The 13620-nt window shown below is 60.2% G+C and carries 15 protein-coding genes; 8 read left to right on the forward strand and 7 right to left on the reverse strand.

The window, feature by feature from the left end:
• The 4 genes from rpsP (at position 1) to rplS (ending at position 2466) form a co-directional block, all read left to right on the forward strand.
• On the forward strand, positions 1-483 hold the full coding sequence (rpsP, locus tag AAF739_09960; protein MEM6382988.1) for a 30S ribosomal protein S16: 483 nt from the start codon (positions 1-3) through the stop codon (positions 481-483).
• A gap of 10 nt (positions 484-493) precedes the next feature.
• A complete protein-coding gene (rimM, locus tag AAF739_09965; GenBank protein ID MEM6382989.1) occupies positions 494-1054 on the forward strand; it encodes a ribosome maturation factor RimM in 561 nt (186 codons plus the stop codon).
• Positions 1044-1724 (forward strand): tRNA (guanosine(37)-N1)-methyltransferase TrmD, encoded by a 681-nt coding sequence (gene trmD / locus AAF739_09970; protein ID MEM6382990.1) that lies wholly within the window; start codon positions 1044-1046, stop codon positions 1722-1724. Before rimM ends, trmD begins: the two co-directional genes overlap by 11 nt.
• 226 nt (positions 1725-1950) lie before the next feature.
• Positions 1951-2466, forward strand: coding sequence for a 50S ribosomal protein L19 (gene rplS / locus AAF739_09975; protein MEM6382991.1), 516 nt, complete (start codon positions 1951-1953; stop codon positions 2464-2466).
• Positions 2467-2533: 67 nt separating this feature from the next.
• On the opposite strand, the gene AAF739_09980 is transcribed toward rplS, so the two are convergent.
• The 3 genes from AAF739_09980 to AAF739_09990 all read right to left on the reverse strand — a co-directional run bounded on the left by AAF739_09980 (position 2534) and on the right by AAF739_09990 (position 5695).
• Entirely contained in the window at positions 2534-3073 is a 540-nt protein-coding gene (locus AAF739_09980; protein MEM6382992.1) for an NUDIX domain-containing protein, read from the reverse strand.
• A gap of 67 nt (positions 3074-3140) precedes the next feature.
• Positions 3141-3443, reverse strand: a complete 303-nt coding sequence (locus AAF739_09985; protein ID MEM6382993.1) for a glucose-6-phosphate isomerase — start codon at positions 3441-3443, stop codon at positions 3141-3143.
• 74 nt (positions 3444-3517) lie between these two features.
• Complete coding sequence (locus tag AAF739_09990; GenBank protein MEM6382994.1) at positions 3518-5695, reverse strand: hypothetical protein; 2178 nt, start codon at positions 5693-5695, stop codon at positions 3518-3520.
• 198 nt (positions 5696-5893) lie between these two features.
• Between AAF739_09990 and leuC the strand changes: the two genes are divergently transcribed.
• On the forward strand, positions 5894-7306 hold the full coding sequence (gene leuC / locus AAF739_09995) for a 3-isopropylmalate dehydratase large subunit (protein ID MEM6382995.1): 1413 nt from the start codon (positions 5894-5896) through the stop codon (positions 7304-7306).
• A gap of 120 nt (positions 7307-7426) precedes the next feature.
• On the opposite strand, the gene AAF739_10000 is transcribed toward leuC, so the two are convergent.
• The gene (locus tag AAF739_10000) at positions 7427-8554 is read right to left on the reverse strand and encodes an ABC transporter substrate-binding protein (GenBank protein ID MEM6382996.1); all 1128 of its coding nucleotides are present in this window, start codon (positions 8552-8554) and stop codon (positions 7427-7429) included.
• 272 nt (positions 8555-8826) lie between these two features.
• Here AAF739_10000 and AAF739_10005 point away from each other — a divergent pair, with 272 nt between their 5' ends.
• Together AAF739_10005 and AAF739_10010 are read left to right on the forward strand one after the other, a co-directional pair.
• Complete coding sequence (locus AAF739_10005) at positions 8827-9819, forward strand: tyrosine recombinase XerC (protein MEM6382997.1); 993 nt, start codon at positions 8827-8829, stop codon at positions 9817-9819.
• Between the two features lie 143 nt (positions 9820-9962).
• Complete coding sequence (locus AAF739_10010) at positions 9963-10283, forward strand: hypothetical protein (GenBank protein ID MEM6382998.1); 321 nt, start codon at positions 9963-9965, stop codon at positions 10281-10283.
• 18 nt (positions 10284-10301) lie between these two features.
• On the opposite strand, the gene AAF739_10015 is transcribed toward AAF739_10010, so the two are convergent.
• The 3 genes from AAF739_10015 to AAF739_10025 are packed head-to-tail and all read right to left on the reverse strand — an operon-like array spanning position 10302 to position 13338.
• Positions 10302-11585 (reverse strand): HlyC/CorC family transporter, encoded by a 1284-nt coding sequence (locus AAF739_10015; protein MEM6382999.1) that lies wholly within the window; start codon positions 11583-11585, stop codon positions 10302-10304.
• An 11-nt stretch (positions 11586-11596) separates the two neighbouring features.
• The gene (gene aroB, locus AAF739_10020; GenBank protein ID MEM6383000.1) at positions 11597-12718 is read right to left on the reverse strand and encodes a 3-dehydroquinate synthase; all 1122 of its coding nucleotides are present in this window, start codon (positions 12716-12718) and stop codon (positions 11597-11599) included.
• The gene (locus AAF739_10025; protein MEM6383001.1) at positions 12715-13338 is read right to left on the reverse strand and encodes a shikimate kinase; all 624 of its coding nucleotides are present in this window, start codon (positions 13336-13338) and stop codon (positions 12715-12717) included. The genes aroB and AAF739_10025 overlap by 4 nt, the downstream gene beginning before the upstream one ends.
• Before the next feature lie 138 nt (positions 13339-13476).
• Between AAF739_10025 and AAF739_10030 the strand changes: the two genes are divergently transcribed.
• Positions 13477-13617 (forward strand): hypothetical protein, encoded by a 141-nt coding sequence (locus AAF739_10030; protein ID MEM6383002.1) that lies wholly within the window; start codon positions 13477-13479, stop codon positions 13615-13617.
• Positions 13618-13620 lie beyond the last annotated feature (3 nt).

The following is a 13620-nucleotide window of genomic DNA, read 5'->3' on the forward strand; positions in this document are numbered from 1 at the left end:
ATGGCTATCAAACTGCGTCTCGCCCGCGGCGGGTCGAAAAAACGCCCTTACTACTCCATTGTCGCTGCCGATGCGCGCGCGCCGCGCGATGGTCGCTACATCGAGAAAGTTGGCAGCTACAATCCGATGCTCGCCAAGGACAATGACAATCGCGTCCAGCTCAATACCGACCGTATCCAGCATTGGCTCTCCGTTGGTGCGCAGCCAACCGATCGCGTGCTTCGTTTTCTCGATGAAGCCGGGCTGGCCAAGCGCGAGCCGCGCAACAACCCGCAAAAGGCCGAGCCGGGTGCAAAGGCTAAAGAGCGCGCGGAAGAGAAGACCGAGAAAGAACGGATGAAGGCTGAGGCGGCAGCTGAAGCCGCCGCTGAGCCAGAGGCGTCGGCGGAAGAAACGCCGGCGGAGGAAGCGCCAGTTGAAGACGCTCCCGCGGAAGGCGCCGCAGAAGAGGCACCCTCGGAAGACGCCGAGAAGGCCGAATAGTTCGGCAGCGATGGCGGGGTCAGACCCTTTTGTGATCCTCGCCCGCATTGGCGCGCCCAACGGGGTGCGCGGTGCGGCGCGGGTGAAACTGTTTGGTGACAACCCCGATTGTCTGACCGTCTATGGGCCGCTCTCGCGGGCGGACGGAAAAGGGTCTTTGGAGGCGGAAAGCACCCGGGCGGGGAAATCGCCGGACATGGTGATCGCGCGTTTCAAGGGCATAAACGACCGCGATGCCGTCGCAGCCCTCAACGGTGTGGAGCTCGGATTGCCGCGCTCCGCCCTGCCTGATCCCGACGACGCTGACGATTTCTACCATGCCGATTTGATCGGAATGGAGGTGCGCCTGCTTGATGGTGCGCGTTTCGGTGTGATCGTTCAGGTCGCCAATTATGGGGCCGATGATCTGCTCGACATCAAGCCGGATCGCGGCGGACCGTCGGTTCTTGCGCCCTTTACCAAGGCTGTGGTTCCAGAGGTGAACGTCGCTCAAGGTTATGTCGTGCTCGACCCGCCGGACGGCCTGCTCGATCCGCCGGGTGCAAAGCCTGACGAGGCGGATGGTGTTTAGGGCCTCCGTCTTCACCTTGTACCCCGAGATGTTCCCGGGCACGCTTGGTATGGCGTTGGCCGGCAAAGCGCTGGCGGATGGTGTGTGGTCGCTGGACGTTCACAGCATCCGCGATGCTGCGACCGACAAGCACCGGTCGGTGGACGATACACCGGCCGGTGGCGGCGCGGGTATGGTGCTGCGGCCCGACGTTTTGGCCCGCGCGCTTGATGCCCAGCTCCTCAAAGATGATGCGCGCCCGCGTCTCTTGATGTCTCCTCGTGGGGTACCCCTTACCCAGACAATGATCCGAGATTTCGCGCAAGGACCCGGCGCCGTCATCGTCTGTGGCCGGTTCGAAGGCGTCGACGAGCGGGTCATCGAAGCGCGGAGCCTTCAAGAGGTCTCGATCGGCGACTACGTTTTATCCGGTGGCGAGGTGGCCGCACAGGTGTTGATCGATGCGGTTGTGCGGCTGCTGCCGGGTGTCATGGGAAACACCCAATCCGGCGCGCATGAGAGCTTTGAAGACGGGCTGCTTGAGCATCCGCACTACACCCGGCCAGTCGAATGGGAGGGGCGCAAGATCCCCGACGTGCTGCGCTCCGGCGACCACAAGAAAATCGCCGATTGGCGCCGTGAACAGGCCGAGGCGCTGACCCGAGCACGCCGCCCGGATTTGCTGCCCTAGACCACTCGACAAGCTCGGGCACCTCGTGTACACGACCGCCCTGACTGCGAAGCGGTCACCCACCAGTTTACAGCAAGCCTGTGCACCCGGGTCGCTCGATGCGGGTAGGTCATCTTGGCCGCTCACCGACGGGCTTTTTTGAGAACACGCATGCATCCCGTGGCTCCCGGATACATCCGCGCACGGCCCTTGTGATGCCTCTGGATCAGACCATGGAGATCAGCCGATGAACATCATCGCTGAACTTGAAAAAGAACATGCCGCGGAGCTTGAAGCCAAGCGGCCCATTCCGAAATTTTCGCCGGGCGATACACTCAAGGTGAACGTCCGCGTGACCGAAGGCACGCGTACCCGTGTGCAGGCCTATGAAGGTGTTTGCATTGCGCGCTCGGGCGGCGGCCTGAACGAGAGCTTCACGGTTCGCAAGATTTCTTATGGCGAGGGCGTGGAGCGTGTCTTCCCGCTCTACTCACCGCTCCTCGACAGCATCGAAGTCGTCCGTCGCGGTAAGGTTCGCCGCGCGAAGCTGTATTATCTGCGCGATCGCCGCGGGAAGTCAGCCCGTATCGCCGAAGCGACCAACACGCGGGCGCGGGCGCTCAATGATGAGGTGCGCGCAGGCATTGCTGCCGAGAAAGCTGCTGCGGCTGCCGCGAAAGAAGAGGCGAAGGCCGCCGAGGCAGCTGCCAAGGAAGCCGAAGCGGCTGCTGAAGTGAGCGAAGCTGAAGCAACCGAAAACTAGGCTGAGCAAGCCACAGTACGATCAAGGGCGGCCAGGCGGTCGCCCTTTTTTGTTTTCGGCTTCACTATCAGCGTCTCGACAGCGCCATGTGCTGCAACAGGATGATCGTTTTCGCGTCGACGATCTCGCCGCTCATAACCATGTTCATCGCGTCATCGAATCGCAGGTGAAGCACCTCGATGTCTTCACCTTCATCCAAGGCCCCTCCACCCTCACCGGCACGCTTAGCGCGGTCATAGTTTCCAACGAATAGGGCGAGCCGCTCGGTGACCGAGCCGGGGCTCATGAAGCTGTCGAACACGCATTCGAGTGCGCCGATGCGGTAGCCGGTCTCTTCGAACAGCTCGGTGCGCATGTGCGCGGCCGGATCGTCGCCTTCCATCTTGCCTGCCGGTACCTCGATCAGGTCGCCAGTATGGCCATTCAGCAAAGCTGGCAGCCGAAACTGTTTGATGAGGAGCACCGTATCGCCGGCCGGGTCGTGCAGGAGTGCAGCGACGCCATTGCCGCGATCGTAAGCTTCGCGAACCTGCAGCTGCCAGTTACCGTCATGCCGCAAGTAGTTGAACTCATACCGCGTCAGCCGGCCCCAATTGTCGGCAAGCAACGTTTGCGCGACCGGCTGATAGCGGGGATGGCTGATAGCGGGGATGGCTTGGCACCTACGCCTTCAATCAGCAGGAGACGATGCGGAACGTCCCATCGCCGTTCGAAATGGCGCATTCGTCGCGCGTCGCATGACGGGCGTAAAGCGCGCCTGCGGTTGCGCCAGCGGCGCCAGCGACAATAACCCAGCCAGTGCTTGCACCGAATGCAGCGGCGGTCAGTGCACCCAGTCCGCCCCCGACAACGCCGCCAGCCAGAGTGTTTTGGTCAAGTCGGCTCATCGATTGGCAGCCTGCCGTGGCGAGCGCGCCGGCAACAACCAGTGTGGCGATCACAGGCTTACGGTTCCGTTGGCGAAGGGTGAGGGCCATGTTGTTTCCTTTTCTAGGAGGGGATGACGTTTTGATGGGCGCTGAGCGCAAGCTCCGTTTGAACTGACGCCCGGCTATTTCTTACCACCACCGGGAACATTTGGAGGGGTTGGGGATGCAGCATTTATATCGCGAACTGACAACATGGCCGGAGCGTGACCGACGCTTGAAAAAGTGCCCAACCAGACCTGATAGGACCCTCTTTCTGCTGCTGACAGGGTAACAAGCGGATGAAACTCACCACCTGAATCATCGTCGCAGGAGTAACTGCCTGACGGCGCACGCACCACAAGCGTGGTGTCTTCGGATGAGCGCACAGTCACTTCGACATCCAGCCCGCCTTCGCTGACATCAACGGTGAAGTCTGCCGCACGGGATACGTAGCCGGGGCAGCCAGTGGGTGCAAAGTCCGAGGCGAGAAAGGTGCCTCCGGCAAGCAAGTCGAAATCCTGACGTGTGGCGCCTGCTGCCACCGTCATCTGTGTCACCGCATCGGGCGGCAGGTCTTTTTGGTCGACCAGTTCAGTGACAGCAATGGTGGCGTTCGGGCGCCCACCGTCTTGACTGAAAGTGCCAACGAAAACCTCATAGTCTCCTGACGATGGGACGCTCATAGCCACAGACGGGTTCAAGCCATCAAAATCGTCGTTGCAGCGGATCGAGCCATCAGGCAATCGGACCGCCATTGTGGTGTCAGCGTCCGAGACGACGTAGATGCGGAGGGGCCAGTCGCCGGCATTATAGCTGAGAACGAAATTGGGATCCCTTGCGATAAAACCGACGCAGGTTTCATCGAGCGCCGAAGCATCCATGGACCCGCCAACTTGAAGATCCGTTGTAAACGGATCGTCTTCAAAGCCTGCAGTGAGTGTGGTGCGTACCGCGGCTTGGCTGGGGTTCGAGCCTTTGCTGCCGGCTTCCGTGATGTTCAACGTCGCGTCAGGAAAGTCGCCAGCTTCAAATGTGCCAACCCAGATCGCATAGGCGCCCGGCACCCCATCAGCAAGCGTGATGGCGGGGTTGAGGCCTTCGGTGTCGTCGTTGCAAAAGACCGTGCCATCAGGTGCGACGATCGCCATCGTTGTATCGCTTTCAGACCGGGCGGAAATGCGCACGCCCGCTGGCGCGTCGAGCCGCGCGACGTAGTCGGGTGCCTCCGCAATGAACCCGGCGCAATCGCTGCCCAGCTCAAACGCTTCGAAATCACCGCCTGCTTGTAGGCTGATACTATGCTCACCGAAACCGGCGTTCAGGGTGATTGAACCGAAGGCGGGTTCGATGCTCGCCCTGGCGTTGCCGAACGTACCGGGTATGTCTGCCCCTCCATCGCCAGAGAATGCGGTCACGGTCGCGTTTGGATAAAAATCGTCGACGATTGGCTCAAAGGTCCCGACAAATACCGCGTAGTCACCTGCTTGTGCACCGGCGATGCGCAGCCCTGGATTGAGATCGACATTGTCGTCGTTGCAGTAGGTCAGGCCATCGGGGCCGACCACAACCAGCGTTGTGTCCGTTTCGGAGACAACATCGATCTGGAGGACGCCTCCAACATGGCCAATAACCGTATCGGGAACGTCGGCGACAAAACCGGCACAATCGACGTTTTGGATCACCGCCTCGACTGGTCCGCCCGCTTGCAGGTCGAGCGACGCGGGTTCGGCGCCGATGAGATCGAGACGCCCGAATGTCGGCTCCGCGCCAGCGTTGAACGGGAGGTCAGTTGCCACATCTGGCGCAGGCACGGCTGGAGCGATTGTGTCCGAGCCTGCCACCTCTCGCACAATAATGTCGGCGTCGGGATATGTGTTGTTTACGATGGGTGCAAAGGTACCCACCCAGATCGCGGTGAAGCCGAAGGCGTTGCCGCTAATGGTGACCTGGGGATTGACCTCGTCAAAATCGTCATTGCACAGGAACTCGCCGGAGGGATCCTGGACGAGAATGGTCGTATCTTCTTGTGAGTTTGCTGCGATCTCCAGCTCTCCAGTGCCAAGATACTCGATCAGGTAATCAGGTGCTTCAGCGATGAAGCCGTTGCAGCCGGGGCCTGCAGACGCGGCATCGAATTCGCCGCCCGCCTGAATGGTCAGAACATGTTCACCAAAGCCTTGCTCGAGTTGCGAATCTCCAAAAGTTGGCGCTAGCTCGGCGTCTTGAGCCTGTGTTGGTGCGATTGCTGCTGCAAGTACCGCCCCTGCGGCTACCCCCGTGCGTAACCTCTTGATGGTGCGGATGGACTGTAACGACGGCATGCGATTCCCCCGGGCTGACGCGTTTGCGCGGCACCGTACGCCCGCCCGCGCTCAAATGTCCACCGGCCTCGTCAATCCGATCATCTCCCCTTGGCTATTGGTGGGTTGATGCCACCGCGAAGCCTATCAAGGCGTTGCAAGTAAAAGCTAATGAAGCTATTTGAAGCCTCCCGCATACCATCATTATAGGACTGCCCGATGACCGGTTCAGCCGCTCCGCGCACGATGTACGACAAAATCTGGGATGATCATCTTGTTCACATGCAAGATGACGGCACAGGGCTGCTTTATATCGATCGGCATCTTGTCCACGAGGTTACCAGTCCGCAGGCGTTTGAGGGTCTGCGCATGAGCGGGCGGAAAGTGCGCGCCCCCGAACGCACATTGGCCGTTGTCGATCACAACGTTCCGACCACTGATCGGTCGAAAGGCATTGATGATCCCGAAAGCGCCCTTCAGGTCGATACGCTCGGTCGGAACGCTGCCGAGTTCGGGATCGAATATTACGATCCGGTCGATATTCGGCAGGGCATCGTCCACATCGTTGGGCCCGAGCAGGGCTTCACGCTGCCAGGCATGACCATTGTGTGCGGCGACAGCCATACCTCGACGCACGGTGCGTTTGGTGCGCTGGCCCACGGGATCGGCACGTCGGAAGTCGAGCATGTTCTGGCGACGCAGACGCTGATTCAGAAAAAGGCGAAGAACATGCGCGTCACCGTCAATGGCGCGCTGCCCGACGGGGTCACCGCCAAGGACATCATCCTCGCCATCATCGGCGAGATTGGCACTGCCGGCGGGACTGGCTCGGTGATCGAGTACGCCGGCGAGGCTATACGGTCCTTGTCGATGGAAGGCCGCATGACGGTCTGCAACATGTCGATTGAAGGCGGCGCGCGCGCAGGCCTCATCGCACCGGATGAGAAAACCTATGACTACATCATGGATCGCCCGCGAGCGCCGAAAGGTGCGGCTTGGGAGATGGCCAAGACCTATTGGCAGAGCCTGCCTACCGATGATGGAGCCTATTTCGATCGCGAGGTTGTGCTCGACGCTGCCAATTTGCCGCCGATCGTCACCTGGGGGACGAGCCCGGAAGATGTGATCTCGGTGACCGGTGCCGTCCCCGATCCTGCGGCTATTGAAGACCCCAATACGCGGGCATCCAAGGAGCGGGCTCTGGCCTATATGGGGCTGGAGCCAGGCATGCGCATGACCGACATCAAGCTCGATCGCGTGTTTATAGGGTCCTGCACGAATGGACGGATCGAAGATTTGCGCGAGGTCGCAAAGGTCGTGAAGGATCGTAAGGTTGCGACCACCCTCAGCGCGATGATCGTTCCCGGTTCGGGGCTCGTGAAGCAGCAGGCCGAGCAGGAAGGCCTCGATGTGATCTTCAAGGAGGCTGGCTTCGATTGGCGTGAGCCGGGTTGCTCGATGTGTCTTGCGATGAACGCCGACAAGCTGACCCCCGAGGAGCGTTGCGCCTCGACATCGAACCGCAACTTCGAGGGCCGCCAGGGCTTCAAGGGCCGCACGCATCTGGTCTCGCCGGCGATGGCCGCCGCCGCCGCTATTCACGGGCACTTTGTGGATATTCGCGAGGGGTGAAGTTGAGCTCCGTCTGCTGAGGTTAGCAAGGCCGACAGTCCCTGGTCATTCATCGAGTCGCGACATAAAAAAGGCCGGGGTATTGCTACCCCGGCCCTTAATGTATCGCCATCCGATCGCTTACAGCGCGGCGCGGACCCTGTCAGCAACCTCAGCGGAAACCCAAGGGGTCCAAAGGTCCTCACGGGTGCGCAGGAACTCCAGCGCCGCTTCGTCGGCTTCAACATCGTTCTCTTGCATGTACAGAAGCGCGGCCGATACATCGGCTCCGTTCATACCGTAGTTTCCAAGAAACTCGACGATGGTCGGCGCTTGATCGCCGAATTCGGCGTTAACGCCGATCTCCACCTTGATGACGGGGTAGGCGGTAGCCTGCGCCGCTGAATCGGCGGGATCCGCCGACATCATCGCGTTCCAGATTTCCTCGTCATAGGCGGGTTCTTCGAGCTGCAACACCTGATCGCCGACTTTACCAAGGACCCAAGTCGGGCCCCAATAATAGAAGACGATCGGCTGTTCGCGCAGGATGGCGGACTCGATGGCCGCCGCCAACGCCCCACCCGTTCCGGGGCGGAAGTTCGTGAACGTCTCGTCCAAACCGTAGGCGGCCAGCTTGCGCGTATTGGCGTCCTCGCAGCCCCAACCGGCAATGCAGTTGTAGAAGCGGCCCATGTCGGGGTCTTCGGGGTCTTCGAAGACACTGGCTAACTGGGCGAGGTCCGCAACGGAGGTCAGACCCGCAGCGGGTGCGTCGTCGCCCTCCACAAGGTAGCGCGGTACGAACCATCCCTGCACAGCATCTGGATAGGACACACCCACGGCGCGGACCGTGCCTTTAGCGGTTTCTTCATCCCACCAGTCCTGGACGTTTGGCACCCAGATTTCCATAGCGATGTCGATGTCGCCGCGCGCCATGCCGTTGTAAATGGGGAGTGTTGAACCGGGAATGACATCTGTCGAGCAGCCGTAGCCTTCTTCAACGATGAACTGCGCAACCCGGTTGTGAAACTGTGCCGATGCCCAGTCGAGGTCGCCAAAAACGATATCCCGATCGAGATCGCACGCTTGCGCCTTCGCGGGCGCGAGCAGTGCGCTGCCCGCTGTTGCCAGTACAAATGCACTGGCTGCAATAATTGATTTTTTCATCTGAGGTTTTTCCTCGTTTCCACTTTCATACACAAAGTAATACATGTCCCGCTCGTCGGCAGACGCGCGATCAATCGCGAGCATGTTTGCTATTGAAAACATGCAGCGGACATAATTGATCTGAAAGATGCGAGGCGGAAACTAGCGATTGAAGCCTGTGAGTCAACCGGGCTTGCCGATAATGTCGCAGTCCGCAAGCGATATACTCCGATACCGCTACGGACCCGTGGGCCGGTCGACCGAGCTGGAACGCGTCTTTCGGCGTTATCATTTTGGCTCAGGCTTTGACTTGATGGTAACCTAGTTGCGTTAGCCGATTTCACGCGCGCCGGCGCAGCAGCGCCAGTGATGATGCACCGACACGGGAGCGAAGCTTGAAGCGAGATGGCAAGCGAGCAGCGCCGGGCGAAGCGTTCGAACCGGACTCTCATCCCTCCAGCCGCTTTGCTGACTGGCAACGCCATATGCGCAGCGAGCGGCGGTTGGCGCAGGCAACGTGCGATGCGTATGGCGCGGATGTTCGCGCGTTCATCGGCTTTCTGGGTAGCGGTCGAAAGGACCTTCCGGAGGCGCTCGCGAATCTGAGGCCTGCCGATATCCGCCGGTTTCTGGCTGGCCGGTTGCAAGAGGGCGCGTCGGCCCGCACCCGAGCGCGCAACCTTGCTGCAATCCGGTCTTACCTGACCTTTCTGGAATCGCAGGGTCTGGCGCAGGCAGCGCCGGCGCGTGCTGTGAAGACCCCCAAAACCCCCGACAGGCTACCGCGTCCGATCGACGCCCAAGCTGCGGTGAAAATGGCAAGGGGCGAAGCGGACGATTTCGAAGCCAAGCCTTGGCTCGTGGCCCGAAACGCAGCGGTCTTTGCGTTGATGTATGGCGCTGGCCTGCGCGTCTCCGAGGCGCTTTCGCTGACTGGCGGCACCGCTCCGCGACCATCACCATCGCAACAAACGCTTCGGATCACGGGCAAAGGCGGCAAAACCCGGCTTGTCCCGGTTCTGCCGATGATTGCTGACGCCTGCGAACGGTATCGCGAGCTCGTTCCGATGATCCTGGCACCGGATGAGCCGTTTTTCCGTGGTGCGCGGGGCGGTCCACTCGATCAGCGGATTGTTCGCAAGGTCACAGAAACCGCACGCGGTCGGCTTGGCTTGCCCTCAACGGCCACGCCCCACGCGCTTCGCCACGCCTTCGCGACGCATCTGCTTGCAGGCGGTGGAGACTTGCGAACCATTCAGGATCTGTTGGGCCACGCCAGCCTGTCGACCACACAAATCTATACACGCATCGATGCGGACGCCCTGATGCAGCGCTATCGCGAAGCGCACCCGCGCGCGGGCGTGGTGCCGGGCGAGCCTGCAGCGTGATCGCCAGCCGGAGTCAGTTGAGGCGCCTGCTCGCCAGCATCGGCGTTGCGTCGTGTTTGCTCAGTCCTTTGGGAGCCGGGGCGCAAACGTCGATTGTTCACGAGCTCCCCAACGGCGGGGCTGATTGGTGCGCTCTTGCGCCCGTGTCTGTCTGGACTGTTGACCGACCGGCGCAAAACGCGCTGGGGCGTATCACGATCGAACTGTCTTGTGTCGGAGACCAGGTTGAGGCTTTACGCGTGAAGGCGGATACGCGCTGTGGCCGCGTTTTATGTTCTTGGAACTGGTCTGAACAAGCCGAACAGGTTGGCGATGCGCTGGTCGCGGTGTTCTTCACCTTTAGCGCCACGCGGACCATGCGCCTCAACCTTGATGATGGGCGTCTCAGCGTTTTCGTCGATAATCAATACAATCAAACGGACCGACCGTCCGATACATTGACCGCTCAAATGACCCGGCAATGAGATACGGGCGCGCAGGCGCTAAAGGCCCGGTTGCGGGCTGACCTTGAGTGGCGCGACCTTGAGGCTGGTCAGCTTATTGCCTTGGCGACGCAGGACGTTGAACCTGAACCCATGGAAGGTGAAGGCCTGTCCGCGATCAGGGATCAGCCTTGCCTCATGGATGACAAGCCCCGCGATCGTGGTGGCGTGCTCGTCGGGCAGATTCCAATCCATGACCCTGTTGAGATCGCGGATGGGTACTGACCCCTCGGCCACGACAGATCCATCGGGCATAGGGCGCACGCCTTCAGCTGAAATATCGTGCTCATCTGCAATATCGCCAACGATTTCCTCGAGAATGTCTTCGAGCGTGATCAGCCCTTGCACTTCACCATATTCGTCAACCGCAAGTGCAATATGGGCCTTGCGCTTGAGGAAGGCATTGAGCTGTGCCTGTAGGCCCGTTGTATCGGGTACAAACCAGGGTGCCTGGGCGATCTCGCTGATCTGGACGTTTGATGGGCTGCCAGCCGCATGGAGCGCGCGCAACACGTCCTTGGCGTGGATGACGCCGACAATATTGTCCGAACGACCCTTCCAAAGCGGAATGCGCGTGTAGGGGCTCTTCAGGATTTCGTCGACGATCTCTTCGCGCGGTCGATCGAGATCGATGGCCTGCATCTTTGTGCGGTGGATCATGACGTCGGATACTTCCAACTCGTGCAGGTCGAGCACGCCGCCGAGCCTGTCGCGGTCGTCTTTCACCACCGAGCCTTCCTGATGCAGGTAGTCGAGTTGGCCACGGATCTCCTCATGCGCCGACAGGACGTCCATGTTTTCGACGTCAACGCCAAACAGCTTGAGGAGGTTGCGGATGAACCACTGGACTGCGGCAGTCACAGGCGCAAACAGGAAGACGACGACGCGTACGACCGGCGCGACGATAACCGCGAAGCGATCAGTGTTGGAGATGGCCAGGGTTTTTGGAAGAACCTCGGCGAACACCAGCACAAGCGCGGTCATGACCAGCGTTGCAAGCGCGATTCCAGACTCGCCGAAAAGCGAGGTGAAAAGCGCTGTCGCCAGCGCTGAAGCGAAGATGTTGACCAGATTGTTGCCAAGCAGAAGGGCGCCGATCAGCCGCTCCCGCGCTTCTGTCAGCTTTCCAACCAGACCAGCCCGTTTATCTCCGCCCTTTTCACGTTGGTGCATGCGCGCACGCGACACGGCAGTCAGCGCAGTTTCGGAACCTGAAAAGAAAGCAGACAGAACCAGCAAGCCCAGAACGGCAAGCGCAGTCAGCCAGACATCGGATGTGACCATGCGTATGTGACCTAAGCGGGAGCGAGGATCGTTGCGAGAAAGGCTCGAAGACCGTCTTCTGACACATCCCTTGCAACAAAGCTCTTGCCTATTGCGTGCGTCAAAATGAACGTCAGTGCCCCGCGAGCCACTTTTTTGTCCTGTTTCATAGCATCGACAAGGTCATCTATCCCCGGCGAAAGTCCCCGCATGGAGCCGATTTGGGTGGGTAGGCCGACAGCTTCAAGGTGCGCCATCACGCGGTTCACATCCTGACCGGAACAGTGGCCAAGAAACTGGGAGAACTGGTGCGCCAGCACCATGCCGATCGCTACGCCTTCTCCGTGCACAAGTGTATCGGCCTTATAACCATTGAGCTTTTCCAAGGCGTGGCCAAAAGTGTGTCCCAGATTGAGGAGCGCCCGTCGACCGCTTTCTCGCTCATCGGCGGCGACCACACGCGCTTTGGCCGCGCATGAACGCGCGATCGCTTCGACACGCAACGCATCGTCGCCGGCCAACAAATCTGGGCCATGTCGTTCGAGCCATTCGAAAAAATCATGGTCGTCGATCAAACCGTACTTGACGATTTCGGCGTAGCCCGCGCGTAACTCTCGCGCTGGAAGGGTTCGCAGCGTGGCGACATCGGCGAGCACCAGAAGAGGTTGATGGAACGCGCCAATCAGGTTCTTGCCCAGTGGGCTGTTGATGCCGGTCTTGCCGCCGACCGATGAATCAACTTGCGCAAGCAGGCTGGTCGGTATTTGGACAAACCGCATCCCGCGCCGGGCAATGGCCGCAGCAAAACCAGCCAGATCACCGATCACTCCGCCGCCGAGCGCGACGACAAGATCGCCACGTTCAAGCCGCGCCGAGAGGATGGCTTCCGTCGCCTCGCGAAGGCTATCCCAGCTTTTTGTGGTCTCTCCAGGCCTTAGGATCAAAGCGCTGTGGTTGATCCCGCTCGATCCCAAGCTCTGCAGCAGCGGACTGAGGTGATCCTCGGCCACCTGTTCGTCGGTGATAACCAGACACCGCGTACCCGGTGCGCGCTGCGAAATCGCGGTCCCTGCATCGTTGAGCAGACCGTTCCCTATCAGGATGTCATAGCCGCGTTCACCCAAGTCGACGCGAACAGTCTGTTGCGCGCTCACTGTGACACCGACGACTTGGATAGGTAAGCAGCTAAGGCTTTCATGCACGCGCGTACCATATCGGTATGCGCCGCGTGGTTGGAGGTCACGGTGATCGCGGCGCGCGCGTAATTCGGTTCGCGCTCCGCTATCAGACGGCGAAGGGTTCCTTCTGGGTCCGGTGTTTGAAGCAAGGGGCGATGGGATCGGCGCTTGACCCGCTCCATCAATGTTTCGAAATCTGCCTTGATCCAGATCGAGATTGCTTTGCGCGCCACCTCTTCCCGCGTTTTTGGGTTTTCAAACGCGCCGCCACCAAGGGCTATGATGCGCTGTTTCTCGGAGACCAGCCGCGCGATGACTTTGCGCTCGCCATCGCGAAAATGTGCTTCTCCGTGCCGCTCAAAGATCTCAGGAATCGTAAGGTTTGCCGCCTTCTCGATTTCATCGTCGGAATCGACGAAATCCAATCCAAGAGCTTGCGCAAGGCGGCGCCCTATTGAGGATTTGCCAGCACCCATCATTCCGATCATCACCACGGAACGTCCGGCAAGGGTTTGCCGAACATCCGCTGCAGATGCTGCGTATGGACCACTTTCAGCCGGGTTGGCCGTCTGCTGGGATGAGGAGGGGGCGTTCATGGCAACGTTGCTTAAGCAATTTGCGGCACACTTGAAAGCGCTTAAGCCTCGCAAGGGCTTTTGATTTGCAACCGACCATGACCATCGTTGTCAGGTTGAACTTTGATCCGTGCGACAATCGCTGCTATCGGAGCGCCCATGCCCACGACTATTCGCATGTTGTTGCGCCTATGTCTGCTGCTGGCCATCGCTGCGGGTGCGATCTACGCGCTTGCCAACTATGTTGAGCCGACGCCGCAGCCGCTTTCGGTTCGCGTACCCACAGATCGGTTCGAGTAGGCC

This window comes from Pseudomonadota bacterium (genome assembly GCA_039024915.1).
Classification (GTDB): Bacteria; Pseudomonadota; Alphaproteobacteria; order Rhizobiales; family MH13; genus MH13.

Bases quoted from the DNA above. Each gene is read 5' to 3' on its own strand.
- rpsP (MEM6382988.1), top strand. From the start codon at position 1: ATGGCTATCAAACTGCGTCTCGCCCGCGGCGGGTCGAAAAAACGCCCT.
- rimM (MEM6382989.1), top strand. From the start codon at position 494: ATGGCGGGGTCAGACCCTTTTGTGATCCTCGCCCGCATTGGCGCGCCC.
- trmD (MEM6382990.1), top strand. From the start codon at position 1,044: ATGGTGTTTAGGGCCTCCGTCTTCACCTTGTACCCCGAGATGTTCCCG.
- rplS (MEM6382991.1), top strand. From the start codon at position 1,951: ATGAACATCATCGCTGAACTTGAAAAAGAACATGCCGCGGAGCTTGAA.
- AAF739_09985 (MEM6382993.1), bottom strand. From the start codon at position 3,443: ATGGCCCTCACCCTTCGCCAACGGAACCGTAAGCCTGTGATCGCCACA.
- AAF739_09990 (MEM6382994.1), bottom strand. From the start codon at position 5,695: ATGCCGTCGTTACAGTCCATCCGCACCATCAAGAGGTTACGCACGGGG.
- leuC (MEM6382995.1), top strand. From the start codon at position 5,894: ATGACCGGTTCAGCCGCTCCGCGCACGATGTACGACAAAATCTGGGAT.
- AAF739_10000 (MEM6382996.1), bottom strand. From the start codon at position 8,554: ATGTTTTCAATAGCAAACATGCTCGCGATTGATCGCGCGTCTGCCGAC.
- AAF739_10015 (MEM6382999.1), bottom strand. From the start codon at position 11,585: ATGGTCACATCCGATGTCTGGCTGACTGCGCTTGCCGTTCTGGGCTTG.
- AAF739_10025 (MEM6383001.1), bottom strand. From the start codon at position 13,338: ATGAACGCCCCCTCCTCATCCCAGCAGACGGCCAACCCGGCTGAAAGT.
- AAF739_10030 (MEM6383002.1), top strand. From the start codon at position 13,477: ATGCCCACGACTATTCGCATGTTGTTGCGCCTATGTCTGCTGCTGGCC.